The following is a 26,392-nucleotide window of genomic DNA, read 5'->3' on the forward strand; positions in this document are numbered from 1 at the left end:
AACTTAATACCAGTATCTTTTATTCAACTAATTTACCTTGTACGTAAAAATCGTATGCGGTTTGATAGAAGCTAATAGCTTCTTCGGTAAGGCTAATAGAATTGGGGATTTCTTCTTTTTCTTCTCCTAATAATATATAGGTTTTCGGGTGTAGTTTAGGACTTAGGATTACTAGCTTTTCGTCTCTTAAAAATCCTAGTAACTGATAAGTGCTAATAAAAGCTCTATTTGCCGGATTATTTATTATATCTTGTCCCCATAATTTGCTTTTATACTCAAAGCCGAGTAAACCGAAAATCGTTGGGGCTATATCTATTTGACTTGCTAGATTATCTATTTTTTTTGGCTTTAATATTTGTGGTGCATAGATAATTAGCGGTATATGATACTTCTCTACAGGTAACTCCGTTTTACCGGCACTTGAAGCACAATGATCGGCAGTAATCACAAAGATAGTATCGTTAAACCATTCTTTAGTCTTAGCAGTTTCTAGGAACTTATTTATTGCATAATCGGTATATTTAACTGCTGCATTACGTCCACCACCTGATGGTAGATCGATCCTATTATCAGGAAAAGTATAAGGTCGGTGGTTTGAAGTAGTCATAATTAACGAGAAAAACGGCTTACCATCTTTATAATCTGTATCAGCTTGCTCTATTGCCTTGTTTAAGATATCCTCGTCTGCTACTCCCCATACATTTGCAAAGCTTATCTCGTGAGCTGTTAGATTACCTCGGTCTATTATATTATAGTGATTACCGCCAAAATAATTACGTAAATTATCAAAATAACTATAACCGCCAAAGATAAAGTTAGTGTTATATCCTTGATTCCTAAACACAGTGCCGATATTGAATAAGTTTTGGTTGTCAGGTCTACGCACTATTGACGAGCCTGGAGTTGGAGGAATAGTTAAAGTTATAGCCTCAAGCCCTCGCACTGTTCTTGTACCAGTAGCGTATATATTTGTAAAAAACATACCTTTATCTACTAATGCATCTAAATACGGAGTAATGTTATCGCTATTACCAAAGCTTTTCATGAACTTGGCACTTAAGCTTTCTACTGTAATAAAGACTACGTTATATTTTTGCTTATTCGGATTTTTAGAGCTAATAATACGCTCGATAGAGTCATCATTTATGAATTTGTCACTATTATTTTGTAAGCTATCACGTATTATGCTTAAAGCTTGCTTATTATCAATAGTAGGATAAAAGCTATTATAGTTTAGGCTGTTGTTAAGATAAGCTGAAAAAATCTCATAGGGACCATTTTTAGCAAGCTCTTCTGCATATTTATTAGAGTGGAAATTTAGCTTTTCAGGACTATAGAATTTAAAGGCTATAAAACTAATTGATGCTAGGATAACTGCCATAACCAAACAACATTTTCTATTGATATTATATGCTGCATCAATAATAGCTTTCCGTAAAATATAGGTAATAATAGCACTAACTATTAGAATTCCGCTAATGATCTCTATATAGGGCATAGATTCTTTAACTGTGCCAATAATTTCATGAGTATATACTAGATAATCAACGGCGATAAAATTAAAGCGAGTGCCGAACTCATCCCAAAAAGTAAGTTCAGCTGCTGTAATAAAGATTAATGAAGCAATAAAACCACAATAAAATAAATAACAAAGCGGTGTGTAGACTAGTCTAAATCTTGATAATGCTAAGTTGCCCAGCAATATTAAAACTAACATTACCGGCAGGAAATAAGCTATAGAAATAAGATCGTTAATTAAACCGAAAATGAACACTAATGGCAATTCTATAAGCGAAACCTGTTTATAGAACAATGCATATGTGCATAAAGCTATTCTAGCGATTGTTTGGAATATTAAGTAAGTTTTAGCGGCTAGTGATTTCATTGGTTTTATTTGAATTTATTTTTAACTATGGGTGCATAGTGATTGTAATATAATCTTTGTTAGGTCCATAGTGCCAAAATATTCTATAAGCGGCAGGAGTATTATTTTCAGCATAAGCTTCAAATATCTCTTCTCCTTTATCTCCTTTAATAGAATGATATTTGTGAGTGTTTAAACTGGGATGCCTAGGATTTGATTGCAAATATGCTAGTGACTTTGCTTACAGTTTTTAAACGTTTTTCTAGTCCTTTGTCGTTTTCAAGTTCCTCTAAATCCTTATTTGCTTGAATGGTAAATAGGAGTTTAAAATTCATTTCTTATTCATCGTTTAAATATTTCCTAAAATCTTCTCTAGGTGCAATTTGTCCTTTAGCAGAATTTTTAATACCTTTTTTAATTTTGTTAGAGCTACCTTATTATTAAATAGCCAACTTTCTTTTAAAGGAATTTCCGTATAAGGTTCTAAAATAATTTGTCCATCTTTATTATTGACAGTAACGTGAAAACTACTTATTCCATCAGCTATTTTACCTAGAGTTATTCTTCCTTTTGTATCTGGTTTTAATATACATGTTTGTGCCATGTTATTTATTCTTGAACCTCAAAATGATATCTGTTTAGGATAGCATATAGTGGGTAAGTAATCAAGTGGGATAAAAAATCACCTAGTATCACCTTTCCGGTAATAATATCTCTCTCTTACCTGTATGATTTGGTGGCGAGACTATCCCTTCTTTTTCCATTTTTTCAACTAAATTGGCAGCTTTGTTATAACCGATTCTAAGCGATCTTTGAATATAACTAATGGAAGATTTACGCTCATCTTTTACGATCTGCACAGCTTTTTTATAAAGTACTTCATCTGATGTGCCATCACCGATATCAATGCTGCTATCGTCTTCATCAGGTTGCTCTGTTACAGCAGATATATATTCCGGCGTGCCTGTTTCTTTTAGGTATTCCGTAATTTGTTCGATCTCAGATTCATTAACGAAAGGTCCATGCACCCTAGTAATTTTAGACGTATTACCCATAAATAGCATATCACCCATACCAAGTAACTGCTCTGAACCCTGTTCGCCTAAGATAGTTCGGCTATCGATTTTAGAGGTAACCTTAAAGCTGATACGGCTTGGGAAGTTAGCCTTAATCACGCCGGTAATAACGTCTACAGATGGTCTTTGGGTTGCCATGATAATATGAATGCCGGCAGCTCTTGCCATTTGTGCTAAACGTTGTATCAGCATCTCAATATCCTTACCAGCAACTAGCATTAAATCAGCCATCTCATCAACGATTACCACTATAAAGGGCAGTTTTTCCATATTCATTGCCACAGTTTCATAGATAGGTCTGCCGGTTTCAGGATCAAAGCCTGTTTGAATTGACTTCTCAATTATTCTTCCCTCTTTAACCGCTTCCTGAATCTTAGTATTATAGCCGGCAATATTCTTAACACCGATATTGCTCATCATCCTATAGCGGTTTTCCATTTCTTTAACTGCCCATTTTAGTGCCACCACTGCTTTAGCCGGTTCAGTTACCACGGGCGTTAATAAATGCGGTATTCCGTCATAAGCTGATAGCTCAAGCATTTTTGGGTCAATCATGATAAAGCGACATTCTTCAGGAGTATAGCGGTATAACAATGAAACGATCATAGCATTAATTCCTACCGATTTACCTGAACCAGTTGTTCCTGCAACAAGCAAGTGCGGCATTTTAGCAAGATCGGCGATAAGCGGTTTACCTGCCAAATCTTTACCTAGAACTAAGGGCAGCAAGGTTGATGTATCTTGATATTCTGGTGTTTCTATTAACTCTTTTAAACAAAAGAATTCTCGCTGTCTGTTAGGCAGCTCAATACCAAGCACATTCTTGCCTGGCACTACTGCTATCCTTGTTGATAGGGCTGAGAGCGAGCGAGCTATATCGTCGGATAACCCTACTACTCTTGAGGTTTTAGTGCCTGCTGCCGGCTCAAACTCATATAAAGTTACTACTGGACCTTGGCTTATATTGATTATTTGTCCTTTTACACCAAAGTCGTTTAGCACAGTTAGCAACTCTTCAGCTTTTTGCTTCAACTCTGATGACGAAGCACCTTTTATATGATGATTTTCAGGATTACGAAGTAATGAAATAGGTGGCAAAGCTGCCGCTTCATTTTGCGATATTTTAGGAGCAGCAGGTTTATTAAAGAATTTTATAGGATTTACAGGTGCTGGTTTAGCCATAATAGGCTTTGGTACTTCTGTAAATTTTACTTTTTCACTTACCGGTTTTGTATAAGAAGGGGTAATCTTTATGTTATTATTTGCTTTGCCAGAAAATAATTTTGGCAAAGTTAATTGTGGAAATAGATTATAGAAAAAAGTTTGTATTTTATATGCTAAGAATTTACCTAATTTAATGACAAAGCTACTTAAGGAAGTGAATTTAATTTCAAATAAAACAACAAATATAATAAATGTAAAAAATACTAATAATAAATGAAGTTGATTTGTAAATTGTTTAAGAAAATGGAAAATAATTATACCAGCTGCTCCACCACCATTAGATGGTATGAACTCCAGATCAAAATTAGATAGTAAAGCTGCGGTGCTGAAAAGAGCAAGTAGCATTACTGATATACGGATAAAAAATTTACGATATTTCTGTTGCCAGCAATTTTTTCCCCAAATAAAACAAGAAAGCGGTATTATAAAAGCTGCTACCCCAAAAAACTGATATAGGAAATCTGATAAATAAGAGCCAAAAACTCCTAATAAATTACTAGGATATCCAGTTGTTACTGAATTAAAAGACGGATCATCAAGCTTATATGATATAAGCATCGAAATAGTAGCAAGACCGATTATTCCTAGAATAACAGCCTGTACTTTATTATTTGAAAGAAATTTGTTTACGTAGTATAGCATTAAAAATTTTTTGTAAAATATTTTATACAATATAATGTTTTAAAGCTATTAATACAAGAAAATATATAGCTAAATAACTTATCTGATAATTTTAGGAAAGCTTGAAATAATATAAAAAATATATTAAAATTTAAAATATATAATATAAACAAAAAGAATTCTATTGTGCCTGTAATTAGTCGTTTTCTTGGTATTGTAATTATGATGTATTACCGAGATCATAATCCACCTCATTTTCATGCTAAATATGGAGATTATGAAATAATCGTTTCAATAGAAGGTAAAGTGCTTGAAGGTAAGTTTCCTAAAAGAGCTTTACAATTAGTTATAGAGTGGCTTAATTTACATAAAAAAGAGTTATTAGATAATTGGCAAAAAACTCAAAACGGAGAGCCATTAAAATCTATCGCACCATTAGAGTAAAAAAATGTTACATGTAATATCTGTAAAATATATTGATGATTATTATTTACAATTGTCTTTTGATGATGGTACTAGAGGAAATATAAACTTATATAAGCATTTGGTTGGTTCAGTATTTGAACCTCTTAAGGACAAAAATTTATTTGCTAGAGTAACCCTTGACGAAGAATTGCAGACCATTGTTTGGTCTAACGGAGCAGATTTTGCTCCTGAATTCTTAAAAGCCCACCTAGATAATATAAGGTAAATAGAATTTACACCTTTTAAAAAACTATGTTATAATATAGTTCTATAGAGAACACATAGTATAACATGACCATAAAAATTCATTCTGAGAAAGATTTTGAAAAAATGCGGGCAGCTGGCAGGCTTGCCGCCGAAACACTTGATTTTATAGAGCCGCATGTAAAGCCAGGCGTTACTACAAATAGTTTAAACGATCTTTGTCATAATTTTATTATTTCAAATAATGCCATTCCTGCCCCTTTAAATTATAAAGGTTTCCCAAAATCTATTTGCACCTCAATAAATCACGTAGTTTGTCACGGCATTCCAAACGATAAGCCGTTGCGAAATGGTGATATTATAAATATTGATGTTACAGTAATTTTAGATGGTTGGTATGGTGATACTAGCCGTATGTATTATGTTGGCGATGTAGCAATAAAGCCGAAACGCCTTATTCAGGTAACTTATGACGCAATGATGAAAGGAATCGAGGCAGTCAAGCCAGGAGCAAGACTCGGTGACATAGGGCATGCTATTCAAAGCTATGCTGAGAAGCATAATTATTCGGTGGTAAGAGATTATACCGGTCATGGGATTGGTCGTGTTTTTCATGATGAACCATCAATATTAAATTATGGTCGCAGCGGAACAGGACTTGTTCTAGAAGAAGGTATGTTTTTTACTGTTGAGCCAATGGTGAATGCTGGCGGATATGATACTATATTAAGTAGCCTTGATGGCTGGACTGTTACTACACGTGATAAATCATTATCGGCACAGTTTGAGCATACTATAGGCGTTACTAAAGACGGCTTTGAAATATTTACATTATCCCCTAAAAAATTTAATTATCTTCCATATGTTAAACTATAAGCTAATGGAATTCTTTGACGACGAACCTGAAATAGTTCCCGAGATAGCTATAAAAGAAGAGGTAACGCCTCATTATATAGGTCATCGTAAAAGGGTAAAAGAACGCTTTGTGACTTCAGGAGCAGCAAATTTTTCCGATTATGAACTGCTAGAGCTAATGTTATTTTCTTCTATTCCTCGTAAAGATGTAAAACCTCTAGCAAAAAAATTACTGGAAAATTTTAGTAGCATTACTGATTTAATCAATATTGATAAAGAAAGATTGCTTAGTATTAGCGGTACTAATGAGAATTTATATATTAATTTTGCGATAGTACGTGAATTAATAAATAGAGCATTAAAACAAAAAATAATAAATAAAAATATTATTGCCTCATGGGGCTCTTTGATTGATTATTTAAAAGTTAATATGGGTAATATGCGGCTTGAACAATTTCGTGTATTATTTTTGAACAAAAAAAATATTTTGATTGCTGATGAAGTTTTAAGCCAAGGAACTATAGATCAAGCGGCTGTGTATCCACGAGAAATAGTTAAAAGAGCGTTGTTTAATGAAGCGAGTAATATTATACTTGTTCACAATCATCCAAGTGGAAGTCCTGATCCCTCAAAAGCTGATATTGATATGACAAATATAATAGTAGATATGTGTAAAACAATAAATATTGTAGTGCATGATCATGTAATTATCAGTAATAATAAATATTTTAGCTTTAAATCTAACATGTTACTATGAATATAAATAGCTATATTGTATTATTTATTTTTTCTTTTATAGCAACCACTATATTAACATATATATTAACCAAATATTTTAAGACAATTGGTTTAGTTGATATACCTAGTCAGCGTCGCTCTCATAATAAGATTACCCCACGTGGTGGTGGTCTTGCTATTGTAATTGTTGTAATAACTGCTTTAAGTGCTTTTGAATATATAACAAGTGGTTTGCTTATTAACTCAGCAAAAATATTACCGCCATTATTTGTAATTGCGACAGTCTCTTTTCTAGACGACTTAAAACCCGTGCCGGTACTAATCCGTTTGATAACTCATTTAATTTGTTCTGCTTTTGCTATTTCTCTTTTTATTCCTTTGGATTTTGCTGTTATTCCTATTCCAATATATCTTATTTTTATTATACTAATTATAGCTTTAAGTGGTTTCGTTAATATATATAATTTTATGGATGGTATAGACGGCATGAGTTGTATAGAATCTATTCATCTATCAAGCACTATGCTTATATTATGTTTATTACAATTCCAGGTACTCGCTAATCCATATTTTATATTCAGCATAAATACCATTATACTTAGTTGTTCTATTGGATTTTTAATATTTAATTGGCAGCCGGCAAAAATATTCTTAGGAGATGTTGGTAGCATAAGCCTTGGTTTTTTGTTAGGTCTTTGTTTATTACTGCTTGCTACTACGAATATTAACTTATTTATTGCTTGTGTTATAGCTAGTTTATACTATGTTACTGATGCAGTACTTACTATATTAATTAGGTTAGTAAATAGAGAAAAAATTTGGCAACCCCACTTAAAACACTTTTTTCAAAAAGCTGTAAAAAAAGGTAAAACTCATAAACGAGTAGTATCAATTATAGCGATTTGTAATGTATTCCTGATGTCATTATCTGTATTGTCGTTATATTTCCCTATAATATCTGTGATGCTTGCTTTAGGAGTAATTACTTTAACTGTCCAAAGTTTATTAAGATGAAGCTAATTAAAGATGATGTTCATAAAATAGTTAGGCATATATTTGCAAGGCAGCATCCTTTGCTTCCTGAAATAATGATTAATTGGAGTAAAATAGTCGGATTTAAATTTAGTGATAAGGCTTTACCTTTAAAAATAATTACCGATACTAACAAAAAGCAAAAGACTAATACGTTGTTCGTACAAGCAGAAGATCATGCAACAGCTTTAGAAATATCCTTTTACCAAGAGATTATATTAGAACGCATCGCAGTTTATTTAGGCTTTAAGGCAATACACCAGATGCGAGTGACTGTCTATAAGCAAAAATAGTGGCATCACGGCATGACACCGTATTAATTACAGTTTAGCGGAATATTTAATATACTAGTCCAAACTGTATCCCAGCCTTTTGCATGAGTAATATTAGGGAAAACCTTATACTTAACGCAGTTAGATGAGCTAGCTTTTATATAAAGTTCTGTGATAAAAGTCGGAACTCTTTTGTCATCTGCTCCGGAGAGATGTAGTTGAGGGATGTAGCTAATTTGCTTTGCGTAATTTATTGGATTTAATGATTTAGTTAGATAACCACAATAATTATGGTGCTTGTCAAATTTCTCAGTATCTAAATTACCGGCAATTGTTATAATATCTTTCACATTACTATTTTGGCTAGCGATTAATATTGTAAGCCCGCCGCCACCTGAAAAGCCAACTAAGCTAAATTTCTGCCCATTGTTAATAGTATTTATGACATCATTAATTGAATTTACTACTTCATGATTCATTCTTTTATCTAACCAATAATCATGAATGCATTTTGCGTTCATTTCTAAAGGAGTATATTGACAAGGTCTTGCTATATAAACAACATTTGGTCGCTTATCGATTGTAGCAAGTCTTAACAACATCGGATTAACAGGGGTAGGATTGTCAGAATTAACGCCTCCCTCTGCAAGATGCCCATCCCCTTCAATATAAAATACAAAAGGCTGATTATGATCAGTAACACGCTGATAAGTCGTAAGAATAAAATCACCACCTTTTACAAGTTGTTGCTGAAAATTATTTTGTTTAGCTATATCTTGCGAGTGTCTTACTCTACTTGCCACATCATGGGTAGTAGAACAACCGGAAAGTAGAACAGAAACTAAAAATATTATCCAAATAAAATTTTTCATAATGTATTTAATATTTATTGGTAGACGCTTTATATTGTCATCCCGTGGCTTGACCACGGAATCCAGGAAAAATTGAGATAAACTAAGCTTTTAATTTTAAAAATTTACTATATTGTAATTTTTAATTATTGGATTCCTGCTTTTGCAGGAATGACATCAGAGCCATACAACAAAGCCAGTTTTTCCTCGCAATGACGTTACGATAATTAGAACGGGATTTCGTCATCTAAATCACTGTGATCAAAAGAAGGCTTGGAATGCTTATATTCACTCTGACCTGAATCTTGAAGACTAGAATTAGTAGAATTCTTGCTATCCAGCAATATCAATTGTGAATTAAAATTTTGCAATACAATTTCTGTAGTATATTTTTCTTGCCCTGAATTATCGTTCCATTTACGGGTTTGTAATGACCCTTCAATGTATAACTTACTACCTTTTTTAACGTAGCTTTTTACAACAGACACTAATCCTTCATTAAATATTACTACTCTATGCCATTCGGTCTTTTCTTTTTTTTCACCGGTAACACGATCTTTCCAAATGTCGGTGGTGGCTAAAGAAAGATTTGCTATTTCCTTTCCTTCTCCCGTAGTTCTAATTTCAGGATCACGTCCTAAATTGCCTAGTAATGTCACTTTATTTAAGCTACCTGCCATAGATTACCTATTTTAAAAATATTATTATTGCAATAATAAAATAAAAGAGCCTATAATACTACAGGTTTTTTAAAATATCCTAAAATTTTTCAGTAAGAGTGATATGAACCAAGAATATATCAAGGTACGTGGTGCTAAAGAGCATAATCTAAAGAATATAAATGTTGATATTCCAAGGAATAAATTTGTCGTTATAACTGGTCTTAGTGGTTCGGGTAAATCTTCCTTAGCGTTTGATACGATTTATGCAGAGGGTCAAAGAAGATATGTTGAGAGCTTATCTTCATATGCAAGGCAATTTCTGCATTTGCAAAATAAACCGAATGTCGAGTCTATTTCTGGATTATCGCCAGCTATTGCAATTGATCAAAAAACTACTTCTAAGAATCCACGTTCTACAGTTGGAACTATAACAGAAATTTACGACTATCTCAGGCTATTATATGCACGGGTCGGAATTCCTTATTCTCCAGCAACGGGTCTTCCTATACATAGTCAAACTGTTTCTGAAATGGTAGATATAATAAATGAATTGCCTACGGGAACGAAAATATATTTGCTAGCTCCGATTGTCAGAGGGCATAAAGGAGAATTCAAACGTGAGATTATGAATCTGAAAAAGCAAGGATTTCAGAAATTAATTGTTAACGGGGAAACTTGTGAAATAGATGATTTGCCAAAACTTGATAAAAATAAAAAACATAATATTGAAGTAATTGTTGACAGAATAGTTCTAGATGAGAATTTAGGCAATAGGCTAGCCGATAGTTTAGAGAGCTCATTAAATCTTGCTGATGGTATCACTTATTTAGAAATCGTAGAATTACCAACTGTAGCTAATACTGAATACGAAAAAAATCAGCGTATAACTTTTTCCGAAAAATATTCTTGTCCAGTATCAGGATTTCAGCTTACAGAAATTGAACCAAGAATATTTTCCTTTAATAGTCCCTTTGGTGCATGTCCAAAATGTGAGGGAATTGGTAAAGAGTTTTTCTTCGATCGTGATTTAATCGTACCAGATCACAGAATATCCATTAAAGATGGTGCAATAGTGCCGTGGGGTAGCACGTCCTCAAAGTTTATTTTAGAAACATTAAAAGCACTTGCTGAGCATTATAAATTTTCTATAGAGTCACCTTTTTCAGCTTTATCTGATAATATTAAAACAATTTTGTTTGAAGGTTCCGGAGAAGAAGCGATAAGATTTGAGTTTCATGATGGTTCTAAAACACAAGTAATTCATCAGCCATTTGCCGGAATAATACCGAGTTTGCAAGAAAAAGATCGTACCATAGAATCGGTTTTAATCAAGGAGGAACTCGCTAAATTTAAGTCCGAGCATAAATGTACGGCTTGTAATGGCTATAGGCTAAAAGACGAAGCTTTATGTGTTAAAATAGTAAATATTCATATAGGTGAAGTAGCAGGTATGAGTATTGCAACACTGCAACAATGGTTTTCTCACCTAGAACAAAAATTAAATAAAAAACAGCTATTTATTGCTGAACGTATCCTTAAAGAAATTAATGAAAGACTAAAATTTTTGATGAATGTTGGGCTTGATTACCTAACATTGTCAAGAGAATCTGGTACTTTATCAGGAGGTGAAAGTCAGCGTATTCGTCTTGCTTCGCAAATAGGTTCAGGTCTTAGTGGTGTTTTATACGTACTTGATGAGCCATCCATTGGCTTGCATCAACGTGACAATACTAGATTAATTGAAACGCTAAAAAGGTTAAGGGATCTTGGTAATACTGTTTTAGTAGTAGAACATGACGAGGAAACAATGTATGAGGCTGATCATATCATTGATATAGGTCCAGGTGCTGGTATTCACGGCGGTCGTGTTATTGCTGAAGGTAATGCCGAAGAAATAAAGAATTTTGAAGAAAGTATTACAGGAAGATATTTAAGCGGTCGTCAAACAATTAAAGTGCCAACGCAAACACGAACAGGGCATGATAATAGAGCAATAGAGCTTATTGGAGCTGTTTCTAATAATTTAGATAATGTCGATATAAAAATCCCGCTCGGTACATTCACTGCTATAACAGGGGTATCAGGAAGCGGAAAATCAAGTTTAATGATTCATACTTTATATAAAGCTGCTTTAAAACATCTAGAGCCTACAGCAAAAGTATTTCCAGGAAAATACCAAAAATTAAAAGGGCTTGAATATATAGATAAAATTATTGATATTAATCAGTTGCCAATCGGCAGAACTCCACGTTCTAATCCTGCGACTTATACCGGTGCGTTTACTCATATTAGGGACTGGTTTGTAGAACTGCCGGAATCAAAAGCCAGAGGTTATAAAGTCGGTAGGTTTTCATTCAACGTTAAGGGTGGTAGATGTGAGGCATGTCAAGGTGACGGGCTAATTAAGATAGAAATGCATTTCTTACCTGATGTATATGTAAAATGCGACATTTGTAATGGTCATAGATATAATAGAGAAACTTTAGAAATAAAATATAAAGGTAAATCTATTGCAGATATATTAATGATGACTGTTGAAGATGCAATGCAGTTCTTTGAAAAAATCCCATTAATTTACGAAAAGCTTATTACCTTAAATGAAGTAGGGCTTGGCTATATTAAAATTGGTCAATCGGCAACTACTCTTTCAGGAGGGGAGGCACAGCGTGTTAAGCTTGCTAAAGAGTTATCAAGACGCTCAACCGGTAAAACTCTTTATATACTAGATGAGCCGACTACAGGATTGCACATTGACGATATCAATAAATTGCTAAAAGTGCTACATAAGCTTGTTGATATGGGAAACACTGTTTTAGTTATTGAGCATAATCTAGATGTTATAAAAACGGCTGATTACATTATTGATGTTGGTCCTGAGGGTGGTGATAAAGGTGGTAAGATAGTAGTACATGGCACCCCTGCCGATATTGCTGCTTGTCCTGAAAGCCATACCGGTAGGTATCTAAAGCAGTATTTAAAATGATATAGTACGCAAAGGCAGTTAAAATAATATTTTGTTTGTTATAGTTTTGATTAGGCACTTAATTGGGAAGACTCTAAAAATTCAAAAAACCTTTATGTCTAATTTACTCATCTTTTCGTTATATATACTTGTTTTATTTGAAAAATTGGCTATGTCGTCTTATAAGATCTGCGGTAATCACGTATTATTATACGCTCCGCTCCTCGCCTTATAGACTCCTTGCTCTTTTCCAAATAAAACTTCGTCTACTAACTCTTCATTTATACAAGGTATATCTCTTCTAAATCCCGATAGCTGATACCATATTTACAATACCATCTTACTGCCCATATTATTATTGTCATATTTAAAATGACATCTCTTAAAAACTTTCTATTTTATTTTTTGCATACCTTATTTAATAATTACTCAACTGGATTAAAAAGGGAAGAGATTGAGAAGTTAAAATAACTCAAATAAAAATTATATAAATTTTAACACTGTCATTTCTTGATATTACAAGCACCTTTTAACCTGGTTAATCATATGTAAATATTGGTTCCGGTAGCTTCCGGAATCAATATTTTTGATATCCCAGTTTTCACTATTTAGTATTACTGTTTTAACATTTAATTTATTATATAAGTTTGGATTTTGCTCAGTACTTAAAATAAGACATTTATTATTAGACTCTTTAATTAAAGAGTCTAATTTACTCAAATATCTCAAGCTTTTTTGACTGTCGCTATATAATTTTGTCGTATGGATATTTGTATCAACAAAAAAATACTCGCCACTATCGCTTAATAAAATCACATCTTTCAAATTAGCAAGTTCATTATTTTTAGCTTCTTGCAAATCTTGCAATTCTTTCATTGCTAGCTCAAGATTATTATTAATATCTTGTTGTAATTCAGGAAATTTTTTACTAAATATTTTAGTAAACTCCTGTAGTAAAACTTTTACGTTATCAAGATCAAGCCAAATATGCCAGTTACAGTCAATTGATTTAGACTCGTCTACATCGTCCCTCGTCGCTCTCCTATTATTTATAGGCTTCGCTCCTCGCTCCCTGTATCCAAGTCCAACTGAATTGACTGTATTCTTAATAATGTATAAATCTTTAATATCACTAATTTTTATAATGGTGTTAGCATGATTATTAATTAGCTTGTCAGCAAATCCGTCAAATTCTTTATCTATATAAATAGCAATATCGGCATTTTTTACCTTGTTTAGATCACTTGGTTTTAAATTATAATGATGTGGGCAACCACTATTTACGGCTAAACTTTCTACTTCTGCTTTATCTTTAACAAGCATTGTAGCTATGCTTGCAATTGGGGTAATGCTTGTCACTATTTTGGGTTTAGCGTAACTAGCAAAGCTAAAGAATATGATGTAAAGTAGTGTTACTTTCATCCCATGGCTTATCCAACGTTGTTGCATGGCTTCGATGTCATTCCAGCAACGGCGGGAATCCAGAAAAAAGAAATTTTTACTCTTCATATATTTAGATTCCTTGTTTATTACTAGATTCCTGCTTTCGCAGGAATGATAATAGTTCCAACTTACTAAGCTTAAAATCCTGATCTATCCAAATCTTTTTTAAGTAATTTAGTTTTTCGCCTATTTCTTTTTGCTCTATATTCATATTCAGTAAATCAGTGCCATTTATTGGAAATTTAGGTCGTTCTAATGAATCATATATATTTATAAATTTTGTTATTTGTGAATATTCTATCTTACCTAATACATTTGCTGTTAATAGATATTCTTTATAATTTTTATGTTCTAGCCAGATTTTTTTTATATCAAATTCAGTGATTATATTCTTGTGAATAAAATCTAATATTGATAATATTCGGATAGTTTTGTGTTTTGAAAATTTCCAGTTTAAAAAGATTTTTAAGTCTAAATCTTTTTGATGATATAGTAATAATGCGTATCTATAAACTAGATCTAGATTAAAGTTTTTAGCTTGCTCTGCAATTTTTATTTCATAATTTTGGATGGAGAATATCAAACTCAGAATCTCTATTTCAAACATCGCTTTTAAAATTTCAGGGCTATTGTTTGAGACTATAATTCTATCAAACTCATTTTTTATCCGTTCTCGTGATAAGCTCATTAAACCGCTTTTTAGTTCATCACATGCTTTAAGACTTTTTGGATCAAGCCTATTTGCATAATAGCTAGAAAAACGAAAGAATCGTAAAATTCTTAAATAATCTTCTTTGATTCTTTGATGAGCAGCTCCTATAAATATTACTTTTCGCTGTTCTAAATCTTCAAATCCGTTAAAATAATCATATATTTTACCTTTAAAAGGGCAATAGCTTAAAGCGTTAATAGTGAAGTCTCTTCTTTCTGCATCTTCAGCAAAATCATTTGTAAAGACTACTTTAGCGTGCCTGCCATTACATTCAATATCTTTCCGAAGAGTTGTAATTTGAAATTGTTCCTTTTCTAAGATAGCTGTAATTGTGCCAAATTTTAAGCCGGTTGGGATAGTTTTTATCCTAGCTTGGGACAAAATGCTTATTACTTCATTTGGTAGTAAGTTCGTCGCTATATCAATATCATAACTATCTTTACCAAGCAAGGCATCTCGAACTGAGCCACCAATTAATCTTGCTTCTCCTTTTTTGTTAAGAAGACTCAAAATTTTTTTATACCCTTTTGAAGGAATTTTTAATGTTTTATTGATAGTTTGCATGACTAGATTTTATTCTACATTTTTTAGAATTGCAAAATATAAGTATAACCGGATTTTTGTTTAAAAAATCTCTATCGATAGTCATCAGATTTCCCGTGCATTTTGCTCTATGATTAAGATTGATATGAATTTCGGCTTCTTTGCAATAATTATTTTTATTAAATATGATTCTTTGCCCGTAATTAGTAGCAAAAATATTATCTTTTAGAGGTAGTAGCATGCTGTCTTTTTGTCCAAACCAATTAGCCCAATAAACCCTATTAAATATCGCCATCTTATCAGCATAAATTTCAAGCTTACCTTGCTTATTCTTAATACCAATTGCCATATTACCCACATCGAATATTAATTCAGGTTTTGGTGAATAAAGCATAAATATAAAGGATATTGCCATAATTACTAGTCCAAATAGTCGCCACGTAGTTTTCCATATACAAATCCAGAAAAATCCAAATAAAAAGAGTAAGATACTAAAATTTGTAATGTAGCCGAAATACCAAACTGAGCCAGGCAAATTATTAAAATAGTGGGCTGATCTAATTATTATTTCAATAAAAAACCCTATAATTTTTAAAATATAACTATCAAATCCAATAATAGTAAAAGGCAGAGATAGTAAAGCAAGTGGCATCAGAAAAAAAGACATTATAGGCACGGCAATAAGATTTGTTGGTACTGAATAAGTGGAAAATATAAAAAACTGATTTATTACTACAGGGGCAGTAATAATGCTTGCTAAAAAACTAGAATAGACATTTGATATAGTATAAAATTTTATTGCTCCAAAAATGCCTTTTTTCTCTCCAAGTAACCACGAATTTTTAAGATAAAACTCATAGCCTGCCACAAGTGACAATACGGCAATAAAAGATAGCTAAAAACTCGGATGAAAAATATATTCGGGATTTAGCGATAATATTATAAATGCAGCAATAGCGAGAGAACGAATAGGAAAACCGGATCTTCCTATAATAATCCCATAAATAAAAATCGCTGCCGTAATAAAAGCTCTGGTTGCTGCGATCTGCATCCCGCTTAGCTCTAAATATCCAAAGCTGCCGATTAATGCACAGTAAGCAGAAACTAGTTTTATTTTGTAATTATACGCTAAATAGTTTGAGAGATTTAGTAAAAACCTTGTAGTAGTAAAAATAATTATCATCACTAATGACAAATGTAGCCCTGAAACGCATAATACGTGAGATATGCCGCTTTGCCGCATATCTTGCATGATTTGCCTGTTTAAGCCTTTCGTTTCACCAAGTAATATTGCCGCCGCAAAATTTCCTTTATCACTACCAAGCTTGTTTATTAAGTTATTATAAATGAAAATACGTATTTTATAAATAAAGCTATCAATAGTCGTTTGATTGCGTGCTAAAATTTTAGGTTCTGACATCGCATAGCCATTTGCTCCTATATCAGCAAGATATGCATAAAACCCAAAATCATAGCCGCCAGGTAATATACTATTTTGAGGTTTATAAAGCTTAGCAAGTAGAGAAATGTAATCATTAACTCTAATTTCTTGTAAATATTTTTTTGGTATACTAATTTTTACTTTCTGTAAATCACGATTAATTTTCTCGATTTTTATTTCACTTAATACTACTTGTCCTCCGATAATAGTTGGTTTGATAGATTCTATTTTACCTCTTACTACAGTAATTATAGGCTTATGAATAGTTTGACCATGCAAACTTGTCGTACGGTATTTTGCGACTAATAAACCAATTGCAAAAGCAATAATAAGACCATAAATAAACTTGATGACGATGCCATATCTTTTGCTAGTAGATAATATTAAAAGAGAAAGTAAAATAATCCCAATAGTTAAAAATGAAAAATCAAAATTTAAAGTAAAATAAACTATAATTCCACAGATAAAACTAACGAAATACCATAAATTAAGATTATTATATTCGGCTTCAAAAGTTACTTTTAAATAATTTAGCATTTTCAATCATAGGTTAAAAATGCATTATATTAGCCCAGTAATTCTTTTTCAATAGCAAGATTAAATTATTAAAATAAATTAATTATATCATTGATTCTTCTAAACCATATTATTATACGCAATTTTGGTAAGCATAAACAAATTTTAGGTATTTAAAGTATGAGTAAAATGACCATAAATAATTCTACAAAAAAACTAAAACTTTTAAAATATTCTCTACTTGCTTCTATATCAGCAGGGTCAATAATTATCTGGCTATAAAACTATTATTTGAATGAAAATTATCATAGCCATCAAGGTAGTATTAAACTTAAAGTAAATCTATAATTTTGCTTGCAATACTTAAAAAGATATTGTATAAAACCTTTGAAGGTTTTTGTAATTAAAGTGCATTACCACACCATATATAGTGTGGCTTGACATTGAGGGTGCTTTTTCCTCTACTTGGGCAACGCCCTGCGGAAGTAATAATTATAATAATATTTCTTAAAGACCCCTTCGTCTAGCGGTTAGGACACCACCCTTTCACGGTGGGAACACGGGTTCGAGTCCCGTAGGGGTCACCATCCTTATTTCTCGATTATTCCTTACTAAAAATATTATTGTGCGACTCAAGAGTCGTCATTGTGAAAAAGTATTGCCTGCGTAGATCGAAAAGCATCCTCGGTGTCATCTAGTTGCTTGGGAACTAGTTCCAGAAAACAACTTAAAATATCAACGTTATTAGTATTTTTAACTGGTTTCGATGTCATTCCTGCGTGGAGGCTTGCTTGCGTAGATCGGTTTTCCAGTTGTCATCCCGCGACTTGATCGCGGGATCCAACTTAAAATACTAGAATTATTAGTACTTTTTACTTTTTTCTGGATCCCGTGGATAAGCCACGGAATGACACATACGTAATAAAAAACCTATATAGTTTGACTATATAGGTTTTCTTGCTTTATAATGTACTGGATGATATTAAGAATCTTAAATAAAAAATTATGTTAAATAATATTAGAAAAACTGCCGATAGTTTTATAATGCGAGTTTTATTCGCAATGATCGTTTTTGCCTTTGTTGGTTTTGGCATTAAAGATGTATTACATGGAAGAAGCGGTGGTAATATCGTAACTTTTTCTCATGCAAAAAATATATCGCAAGAAGATTTTCTGCGGGCAAAATCTTTAGAAATTAATGCTATATCTAAACAAGTAGGAGTAAGCCTAACAGAAGAAGAAATAGCACAATTAAATATAGATAATAGAATCTTAAAAAGACTTGTTTTTGAGAATATCTTAGATTATCTAGTTAGCTATTATGATTTTGATATAAGCGACGATACTGTAAAAAATTTAGTAAAAGAATCGCCAGTTTTTAAAAATGATCAAGGAGTTTTTGATATAAAGCTCTTTAAAACTTATTTTAGAAATTCTTATATAGATGAAGAAAAATATTTGTTAAATTTTAAAGAAAAAGCCTTAAAAAATATTTTTGCTGGTACTTTTTTAGATAGCTTTTATGTTCCGAAAGCCATGACTGATAATATAGTGAATTATATGGCTGAAAAAAGAGAAGTGGAATTAGTACAAATGAATCTACAAAACAAGCCAAAAGATTTACAAATTTCAGTTCCTTCCGACCAAGAATTAAAGGATTTTTATCAGAATAACAAATCTTCATTTGAAGTGCCAGAAAAGCGTAGCTTTTCATATATTAAAGTTACTACTGAAAACTTACAAAAGAAAATCCAAGTTACTAAAGAAGAATTATTAGAATTTTATAATGAGAATAAAGAGGAATTTGGAGAACAAAGTTTTGAGGATGTACAAAAACAGTTACGTGAACAAGTAGAATCTCAAAAAATTGATGTTCTAAATATGGAACTTACTAAAAATTTAGAAGATGATGTTGCAGCTGGCTCTAGCTTAGTTGAAATCGCAGAAAAATATGAGCTACCTATTAACAATATCAATAATATAAGCTATGCCGATTTGATCGAAGACAAAATAATCGCCGAAAATGCCGATAGTATTTTTGAGCTTAGTGAGGGGGAGTTATCTTATCCGATTAAGGCAGAAGATAAAAGCTATTTAGTACTTGTTGAATTAAAATCTATAAATCCAGCAAAAATACCTGAATTTGATAGTATTAAGGAACAAATAAATAGCACTTGGATGAAGCAATATCTTGCCGATCTGAATATAAAAATTATGAAAGATTTAGCAAAAGAAAATAATTTTGATACAGAAGATAAAACATCAAATGCTAAAATACGTACAAAAACTTATATAAGATCAGAAATGGAAAATGATCAGATGTTAACTCCTGAAATATTATTATCCATTTTCAACACTAAAATAGGTGCTAATACTCCTGTATTTCAAGTAGGTGATGAGCTATATTTTGCCCATATTAAATCAACAAATATAGATGAGCAAGTAGCTAAAAATATTAAAGCTAACTCTGAAAAAAATATAGTAAACACTATTAAAAATTCTATAATTGATGAATTGATTAACTATACAATCAAGCAAAATGATATGAAAGTGAAAACATAACTCGCTTCTAAAGTTAATTTGGTCGTATCCTTGCGTACTTTTTGTTACACTGCGGTGCAAGCACTTCCGTGTTTCCTATAAATTCCTCTTTATTAGCTTCGTTATGTAATAGCCCCTTATTTACTTATGAATAAAATATGAACTTTAAAGATTTACCAGAGTTTTTAAAATTGTTAGAAAAAAACGGTGAATTAAAGCGTATTTCTGCCGAAGTTAAAACTGATTTAGAAATTACCGAAATCAGCAGAAGAGCATTGGAGCAAGGTGGTCCTGCTTTGCTATTTGAAAATGTTATAAAAGCTGACGGCAATAAATCTACCATACCTGTTCTGACTAACCTTTATGCTAGTATAAATCGTATTTGTATGGGGCTTAAGCTTCAAAACATTCAGGAATTAAGAGAGCTTGGAGTTTTACTCGCATTTCTTAAACAACCGCAACCACCATCATCTTTTAAAGAAACATTATCGATGTTACCGCTAGCAAAGCGTATCTTCGCTATGTTACCTAAAGATGTCTCAAAAGCTGCTTGTCATGAAATTATTATAAACAAGCCTGACCTTAGTATATTACCGACCCAAAAATGTTGGTCTCTTGATGTATCACCTTTAATTACCTGGTCTATAGTTGTAACTAAAGGACCAACCGATGAAAAGGTTGATAATTATAATCTCGGCATATATAGAATGCAGGTTATTTCAGAAAATAAATTATTGATGCGATGGCTTAAACTGCGAGGTGGTGCAGAGCATCATAAACGTTGGAAAGAATCAAAAAAAGAACCTTTTCCAGCTGCTATCGTTATTGGAGCAAATCCGGCGGTAACTATGTCAGCAGTAATGCCTATACCAGAAAATATTTCAGAGTATAATTTTGCTGGGTTACTTGGTAATGAAAAAGTAGAGCTAGTAAAGTGTAAAACCGTTGATCTCAAAGTTCCAGCACATAGTGAAATAGTGCTCGAGGGGTATGTTAGTTTAGATGAGTATTTGCCTGAAGGTCCTTTTGGCGACCATACCGGATATTACAATGATGTCGAAGAATTTCCAGTATTTACTGTAACAGCAATAACGATGAAAAAAAATCCTGTATATTTAAGTACTTATACAGGTAAACCGCCAGATGAGCCATCAATACTTGGTGAAGCATTAAATGAGATTTTTATCCCTCTTATTCAGCAACAATTTCCGGAAATCGTTGATTTTTGGCTGCCACCTGAAGGTTGTTCATATAGGGTTGCAGTAGTGTCGATTAAAAAATCTTATCCTGGTCATGCTAAAAGAATAATGCTTGGTGTTTGGTCTTATTTACGGCAATTCATGTATAGCAAATTTATTATTGTGGTGGATGATGATATTGATATTCGTAACTGGCAGGAAGTAATTTGGGCAATCTCAACAAGAGTTGATCCAAAGCGTGATACAACTTTCATAGAAAACTCCCCAATAGATTATTTAGATTTTGCATCACCAGAGTCAGGACTTGGCAGCAAAATGGGAATAGATGCAACAGATAAAATATACCCTGAGACAAACAGAAAATGGGGTAAAAAAATCGAAATGGATCAGGAAGTTATCGACAAGATAAATGATATGTGGGATAGTCTAGAGATATAGGCTTTGGTACATTCGTCTACCGTTTATAGCTACTTACTAATTTATTAAAAGTATATACCGCAGATACTTCAAAAGTTGGAAGTCAAATAAGCGGTGAGCCTGCACAGCTATAGTACGTGAGCACAGGCGAATCCCGAAATTTGGCTTGCCAAATCTTGAAGTATCAAAGGTATATTGGAACTAGACTATGTACAACATACCACATGAAACGATTATTAATAATTTCAAAGAAATAGCCGATAAATATCAAGAACTGATCATGCATTTAATGCAGGGTAAGGGTAGTATAATACCGCAAAATTTAATTAATAGCGATAAGAATAGAATTATCGCTATCTTGATGGTGGAACAATTTTGGGCAAATCCTGAAAAATTTTGTAGTATTAATACCCAGTATATTGAAAAGCTAAGAGAGCTTACTACGAATGCTTTTGCGAAATTTGTTGGTAGTCCGGCAAAAGCTATATTTTTCCTAGATAATCGTGATAAAAGATTTAAAGATTCTTTGTGGGAAGATAATGCTTATTTTGATTTTGTTAAACAATATTATCTACTATCCGCTGAATGGCTTAAGAAAAATATCGATCAATATGAATTATCAGACGATCTTAAACAACATTTAGATTTTTTAACCAGGCATTTTATTGATGCTTTTTCGCCATCAAATTTTGCTTTTTGTAATCCAAAAGTTTTGCGTGAAACTCTGGAAAGCGGTGGACAGAATTTAGTACAAGGGCTTGAAAATTTCCTAAGAGATATAAAAAATTCAGGTGATATATTAAATATTAGAACTACCGATAAATCAGCTTTTAAACTTGGTGAGAATATTGCGACAACAAAGGGAAAAGTCATATTTCAAAATGATTTGATGCAACTAATATGCTATGAGCCGAAAGCAAAAGTACATAAGATTCCGATATTAATTATTCCCCCTTGCATAAATAAATATTATATTCTCGATTTATCTTCACATAATTCATTAATATCTTTTTTAGTAGAAAATAATTTTCAAGTTTTTCTTATTTCGTGGGTTAATCCAGATTCGCCTTTAGCAGGAAAAGGTTTTGATGATTATTTACAAGACGGGATTTTAGCACCTATTGAATATATTAGAAAGCTTGGCTTTAAAAAAATTGATTTCGCTGGATATTGCATGGGTGGAACATTTCTTGCCATTATTCTTGCCTATTTAAAAGTAAAAAAACTAGATTATGCTAATAGTGCTACGTTCTTTACCACCTTGCTTGATTATACTAGTCCTGGTGAGCTTGGAGTATTTTTTAATGAAAATACAATGAAGTATATTAAAGAGGATATGGATTTGAAAGGATATTTTGATGGAAAATATTTATCAAATACCTTTAGTCTATTAAGAGCTAATGATTTAATTTGGACATTTTTTGTAAATAATTATTTACTTGGTAAAAATCCTATGCCGTTTGATTTGTTATATTGGAATGCTGATTCTACAAATTTACCGGCAAGAATGTATCAAGAATATTTACAAAATACCTATTATAATAATTTACTAAAAGAGCCTAATACTTTAGAAATATTAGGAACTAAGATAGATCTTGGTAAAGTTGATTGCAATTCTTTCTTTGTGGCAGCTAAGGAAGATCATATTGCACCTTGGCGTTCAATATATGATGGAATGAAATTGATAAATGGTGATAAGGTTTTTTGCCTAACTGATTCAGGGCATGTAGCAGGGGTTGTTAATCCTCCAAAAACTACTAAATATAATTATAGACTTAATGAGGATTTAAGTTTAAATAGTAAAGAATGGCTTTTGAAAGCTACAGAACATAAAGGCTCATGGTGGGATTGCTGGCTTTATTGGCTTATCAAAAGTAATACTGAACTAGTAAAATCTTTAGAGTATAAAAATTTAATAGCAATTGAAGAAGCACCAGGAAGTTACGTTAAAAAATAAAAAAGTTTGTGAAGAGAAAAAATAAAAAATTTACGAAAATATTTATTGCCTTTATTTTAGGCATAGCAATAGGTGTTCTAGGATATTCAGATTATGGAACTGATTTAATAAATCAGTTCAAAGTATCGCATACACCGCCTCCAAAAATAAAGCATTACAATATTTCGCAACTTTCTAGAAGTAAAGTTAGTACATGTTTTACTCCCCCATCAGGCTGCACCAAGTTTATAGCAGATCAAATTGATACAGCTAGAGAGTCTATCTATATGCGCATGCATATGGTATGAGTGATTCGTTAATTACTGCCGCTCTAATTGATGCTCAAGCACGTGGTGTACAAGTGAAAATCTTACTTGATCGTAGTAATTTAAAGCAAAAATTTTCTAAATTACACGAATTACAACGAGCAAAAATTGAGGTAGGAATAGATAAAGTTCCAGGCATTGCTCACAATAAAGTTATAATTATTGATAGAAAGAAAGTTATAACCGGCTCATTTAATTTTACTGCCGCTGCTGATAAACGTAATGCAGAAAATGTAATCGTTATAGAAGATACTGAGCTTGCAGATTCTTATCTACAAAACTGGCTCAGTAGAAAAGCGAGGAATGGATAGGATTGTCATGCCGCAACTTGATTGCGGTATGACACAACCCTTAAGCAGGCTTTTTATTGAATACATTTTTTTGTGCTTGCTCAGCCATATTCTGCATATTAGAAGAAGCTTGATGAACATTTTCAGAAATGTTCTTGTTTACTGCTTCTAATATTTTTGCTGAAGTTTCATAAGCAATATTTGCAATCTCTTTAGCATTACTCATAGATGTTTCATAAATAGATTTAAAACATTTCTGATGACAATCGCTTGCTTGCTTGAAATCATTGGAACCCATTGCTTCTTTAGTAGAATTCAAAATGGTGTTAACATTATGTTGTACCATTTCAGAGTTTTTCTTAAGCAAGTTTTGCATGCTTTCAGTAGCTATCTGATTTGTTGTTACTAAAATATTCAAAGCTCTTTGCATTGTTCCGGTGGTAGATGAAAAATCTATATTAGGCATGTTTTTTATAGAACTCATATAAAGTTCAGGATTCATATAAGATTTCATAAAATCTAAAAATTGTGTATTATTTAACATTATTTTTCTCCTAAAAATAAATTAAACTTTGTAAAATATAAGTGACTGCGTATTTTGTGGATTTGTTAAGAACCCTTAACCCATTAATTCATGCTAACATTTATAAAATTATGAGTCAATAATTGTTAGATGGTAAGTTAGTATTAAAATTAATTAAGTTTTATAAATGTTAGATACACAAACGCAAGAATTAATAATTAAGTGGCAAAAATACCTCGGCTTGCAAAAAAATTACTCTAATCATACTATGATTTCCTATAATAATGATCTTAAACATTTCCTTGAGTTCATGAATTATTATAATTCGGATATCGTCACAATGGATTATATTAAGGTTGCAGATATAAGATTGATGCGAAGTTGGCTTGCTAAAAGAAAATGTGATAATTTTGTTACTTCATCAATTGCTCGTGGTTTATCTGCCATAAAGAATTTTTATAAATTTTTAGAAAAAACCTCTGATATACATAACCATGTGGTTTTTTCTATTAAATCTCCCAAAAAAAGTAAATTACTGCCAAAGACCCTATCTGAAGAAGAGGTGAATATATCACTTGATCATATTGAAGAATATGGAAATAGTCAGTGGATAGAAGTTAGAAATAAAGCATTACTTGTTCTCATATATGCTTCAGGTTTAAGGATATCTGAAGCATTATCGATTACAAAGCTTCATTTACAAAATTTAGAATTTATAAAAATAATGGGTAAAGGAAGTAAAGAAAGAGTAATTCCTTGGCTCACTATTGCTAGAAATTTGATCACAGAATATTTAGAAAAATTACCATATGAATTGAAAGATGATGAACCGATATTCAGGGGGAAGCAAGGTAAGAAACTGCAACCTCCTGTATTTAACCGTGAGTTAATTAAGTTGAAACGCTTTTATGGGTTACCTGAACATTTAAGTGCTCATTCATTTAGACATAGTTTTGCCTCGCATTTACTAGAAAATGGGGCAGATTTACGCTCTATTCAAGAGCTATTAGGACATAAAAGTTTATCAACTACACAAAGCTATACAAAAACAAGCATAAAGCATTTAGAAATGGCATATGTTACCGCACATCCAATCAAAAAATAAAATATTATTTTATATTAACAATCTTCTTGCGTTAATTTTAAGTTATATATTATATTAATTTAAAACCTTATAAGTATAGGTACTAAATAGATAATATTGAGATTATGAATATGTTTAAAATTACTACATTGCCTGAAGAATATAAGCCGTCTAAAGACGAAGAATATATGTGTAAAAATCACTTGGAATATTTTAGACAGAAGCTTTTAGAGTGGAAAAATTCTTTACTCAGTGAATCTCAAGAAACTTTAAATCATCTAAAAGAAGAAAATTGGAATGAATCAGACCCTAATGATCGTGCTACTACTGAAATAGAAACTGCTTTCGAACTTCGTACTAGAGATAGATATCGTAAGTTATGTGAAAAAATAGAGCAAGCATTAAAGCGTATTGAAGAGGGTGAATATGGTTATTGTGAAGAAACAGGCAATCCGATAGGTATAAAAAGGTTAGAAGCACGACCAATAGCTACATTATGTATTGAAGCACAAACGCGGTATGAAAATTATGAAAAAAATCATTTAGATGAACCACAGAGATAAGTAGATGAAATTGATTAATTATAATGTCACCC

General features: G+C 32.0%; 21 protein-coding genes, 1 tRNA gene and 5 pseudogenes. 15 read left to right on the forward strand and 12 right to left on the reverse strand.

Annotation, left to right across the window (positions count from 1 at the left end; translation table 11 throughout):
• Positions 1-19 precede the first annotated feature (19 nt).
• The 4 genes from ACICQC_RS01025 to ACICQC_RS01040 all read right to left on the reverse strand — a co-directional run bounded on the left by ACICQC_RS01025 (position 20) and on the right by ACICQC_RS01040 (position 4,806).
• Entirely contained in the window at positions 20-1,885 is a 1,866-nt protein-coding gene (locus tag ACICQC_RS01025; RefSeq protein WP_395477077.1) for an LTA synthase family protein, read from the reverse strand.
• Positions 1,886-2,070: 185 nt separating this feature from the next.
• A complete protein-coding gene (locus ACICQC_RS01030; RefSeq protein WP_395477078.1) occupies positions 2,071-2,199 on the reverse strand; it encodes a hypothetical protein in 129 nt (42 codons plus the stop codon).
• A 14-nt stretch (positions 2,200-2,213) separates the two neighbouring features.
• Positions 2,214-2,468: a hypothetical protein gene (locus ACICQC_RS01035; RefSeq protein ID WP_395477079.1), complete on the reverse strand. Its 255-nt coding sequence runs from the start codon at positions 2,466-2,468 to the stop codon at positions 2,214-2,216.
• An 88-nt stretch (positions 2,469-2,556) separates the two neighbouring features.
• A complete protein-coding gene (locus tag ACICQC_RS01040) occupies positions 2,557-4,806 on the reverse strand; it encodes a DNA translocase FtsK (protein WP_395477080.1) in 2,250 nt (749 codons plus the stop codon).
• 165 nt (positions 4,807-4,971) lie between these two features.
• Here ACICQC_RS01040 and ACICQC_RS01045 point away from each other — a divergent pair, with 165 nt between their 5' ends.
• The 6 genes from ACICQC_RS01045 (at position 4,972) to ACICQC_RS01070 (ending at position 8,372) form a co-directional block, all read left to right on the forward strand.
• Positions 4,972-5,229: a DUF4160 domain-containing protein gene (locus ACICQC_RS01045; protein ID WP_395477081.1), complete on the forward strand. Its 258-nt coding sequence runs from the start codon at positions 4,972-4,974 to the stop codon at positions 5,227-5,229.
• 4 nt (positions 5,230-5,233) lie between these two features.
• Positions 5,234-5,476, forward strand: a complete 243-nt coding sequence (locus ACICQC_RS01050; RefSeq protein ID WP_395477082.1) for a DUF2442 domain-containing protein — start codon at positions 5,234-5,236, stop codon at positions 5,474-5,476.
• Positions 5,477-5,541: 65 nt separating this feature from the next.
• On the forward strand, positions 5,542-6,330 hold the full coding sequence (map, locus tag ACICQC_RS01055; RefSeq protein WP_395477083.1) for a type I methionyl aminopeptidase: 789 nt from the start codon (positions 5,542-5,544) through the stop codon (positions 6,328-6,330).
• The gene (gene radC, locus ACICQC_RS01060) at positions 6,317-7,066 is read left to right on the forward strand and encodes a RadC family protein (protein ID WP_395477084.1); all 750 of its coding nucleotides are present in this window, start codon (positions 6,317-6,319) and stop codon (positions 7,064-7,066) included. The genes map and radC overlap by 14 nt, the downstream gene beginning before the upstream one ends.
• Complete coding sequence (locus tag ACICQC_RS01065) at positions 7,063-8,061, forward strand: glycosyltransferase family 4 protein (RefSeq protein WP_395477085.1); 999 nt, start codon at positions 7,063-7,065, stop codon at positions 8,059-8,061. Before radC ends, ACICQC_RS01065 begins: the two co-directional genes overlap by 4 nt.
• Positions 8,058-8,372, forward strand: a complete 315-nt coding sequence (locus tag ACICQC_RS01070; protein WP_395477086.1) for a DUF721 domain-containing protein — start codon at positions 8,058-8,060, stop codon at positions 8,370-8,372. The genes ACICQC_RS01065 and ACICQC_RS01070 overlap by 4 nt, the downstream gene beginning before the upstream one ends.
• Before the next feature lie 23 nt (positions 8,373-8,395).
• Here ACICQC_RS01070 and ACICQC_RS01075 read toward each other — a convergent pair whose 3' ends face one another.
• Both ACICQC_RS01075 and ssb read right to left on the reverse strand, forming a co-directional pair.
• Complete coding sequence (locus tag ACICQC_RS01075; protein WP_395477087.1) at positions 8,396-9,223, reverse strand: alpha/beta hydrolase family protein; 828 nt, start codon at positions 9,221-9,223, stop codon at positions 8,396-8,398.
• A 206-nt stretch (positions 9,224-9,429) separates the two neighbouring features.
• Positions 9,430-9,882, reverse strand: a complete 453-nt coding sequence (gene ssb, locus ACICQC_RS01080; protein ID WP_395477088.1) for a single-stranded DNA-binding protein — start codon at positions 9,880-9,882, stop codon at positions 9,430-9,432.
• A 103-nt stretch (positions 9,883-9,985) separates the two neighbouring features.
• On the opposite strand from ssb, the gene uvrA reads away from it, so the two are divergent.
• Entirely contained in the window at positions 9,986-12,847 is a 2,862-nt protein-coding gene (gene uvrA, locus ACICQC_RS01085; protein ID WP_395477089.1) for an excinuclease ABC subunit UvrA, read from the forward strand.
• Between the two features lie 272 nt (positions 12,848-13,119).
• Here uvrA and ACICQC_RS01095 read toward each other — a convergent pair.
• From ACICQC_RS01095 to ACICQC_RS01115, 5 genes and pseudogenes are all read right to left on the reverse strand, one after another.
• Positions 13,120-13,216: pseudogene (locus ACICQC_RS01095) on the reverse strand (IS6 family transposase); the annotation flags it as partial.
• A gap of 126 nt (positions 13,217-13,342) precedes the next feature.
• Positions 13,343-14,275, reverse strand: coding sequence for a metal ABC transporter solute-binding protein, Zn/Mn family (locus ACICQC_RS01100; protein WP_395477741.1), 933 nt, complete (start codon positions 14,273-14,275; stop codon positions 13,343-13,345).
• A gap of 64 nt (positions 14,276-14,339) precedes the next feature.
• The gene (locus tag ACICQC_RS01105) at positions 14,340-15,545 is read right to left on the reverse strand and encodes a CCA tRNA nucleotidyltransferase (RefSeq protein ID WP_395477090.1); all 1,206 of its coding nucleotides are present in this window, start codon (positions 15,543-15,545) and stop codon (positions 14,340-14,342) included.
• Positions 15,529-16,767, reverse strand: a pseudogene (locus ACICQC_RS01110) (ComEC/Rec2 family competence protein). The gene ACICQC_RS01105 and the pseudogene ACICQC_RS01110 overlap by 17 nt, the downstream one beginning before the upstream one ends.
• A gap of 228 nt (positions 16,768-16,995) precedes the next feature.
• A pseudogene (locus ACICQC_RS01115) lies at positions 16,996-17,502 on the reverse strand (hypothetical protein); the annotation flags it as partial.
• Between the two features lie 491 nt (positions 17,503-17,993).
• Between ACICQC_RS01115 and ACICQC_RS01120 the strand changes: the two are divergent.
• From ACICQC_RS01120 to ACICQC_RS01150, 6 genes and pseudogenes are all read left to right on the forward strand, one after another.
• A tRNA-Glu gene (locus ACICQC_RS01120) sits at positions 17,994-18,068 on the forward strand.
• A 418-nt stretch (positions 18,069-18,486) separates the two neighbouring features.
• Complete coding sequence (locus ACICQC_RS01130; RefSeq protein WP_395477091.1) at positions 18,487-20,043, forward strand: SurA N-terminal domain-containing protein; 1,557 nt, start codon at positions 18,487-18,489, stop codon at positions 20,041-20,043.
• Between the two features lie 137 nt (positions 20,044-20,180).
• The gene (locus ACICQC_RS01135; RefSeq protein WP_395477092.1) at positions 20,181-21,659 is read left to right on the forward strand and encodes a UbiD family decarboxylase; all 1,479 of its coding nucleotides are present in this window, start codon (positions 20,181-20,183) and stop codon (positions 21,657-21,659) included.
• Between the two features lie 53 nt (positions 21,660-21,712).
• Positions 21,713-21,834, forward strand: a pseudogene (locus tag ACICQC_RS01140) (palindromic element RPE5 domain-containing protein); the annotation flags it as partial.
• Positions 21,835-21,846: 12 nt separating this feature from the next.
• Positions 21,847-23,595 carry a PHA/PHB synthase family protein gene (locus ACICQC_RS01145; protein ID WP_395477093.1) on the forward strand — a complete coding sequence of 583 codons (1,749 nt, stop codon included), beginning with the start codon at positions 21,847-21,849 and terminating at the stop codon, positions 23,593-23,595.
• Positions 23,596-23,603: 8 nt separating this feature from the next.
• A pseudogene (locus ACICQC_RS01150) lies at positions 23,604-24,211 on the forward strand (phospholipase D family protein).
• Positions 24,212-24,251: 40 nt separating this feature from the next.
• On the opposite strand, the gene ACICQC_RS01155 reads toward ACICQC_RS01150, so the two are convergent.
• Complete coding sequence (locus tag ACICQC_RS01155; RefSeq protein ID WP_395477094.1) at positions 24,252-24,734, reverse strand: phasin family protein; 483 nt, start codon at positions 24,732-24,734, stop codon at positions 24,252-24,254.
• Between the two features lie 166 nt (positions 24,735-24,900).
• Here ACICQC_RS01155 and ACICQC_RS01160 point away from each other — a divergent pair, with 166 nt between their 5' ends.
• Together ACICQC_RS01160 and dksA are read left to right on the forward strand one after the other, a co-directional pair.
• A complete protein-coding gene (locus ACICQC_RS01160; RefSeq protein ID WP_395477095.1) occupies positions 24,901-25,818 on the forward strand; it encodes a tyrosine recombinase XerC in 918 nt (305 codons plus the stop codon).
• 110 nt (positions 25,819-25,928) lie between these two features.
• Positions 25,929-26,360, forward strand: a complete 432-nt coding sequence (gene dksA / locus ACICQC_RS01165; RefSeq protein WP_395477096.1) for an RNA polymerase-binding protein DksA — start codon at positions 25,929-25,931, stop codon at positions 26,358-26,360.
• Positions 26,361-26,392 lie beyond the last annotated feature (32 nt).

It is taken from the genome of Rickettsia endosymbiont of Pantilius tunicatus (assembly GCF_964291875.1).
In the GTDB taxonomy this organism is placed as follows: domain Bacteria; phylum Pseudomonadota; class Alphaproteobacteria; order Rickettsiales; family Rickettsiaceae; genus Rickettsia.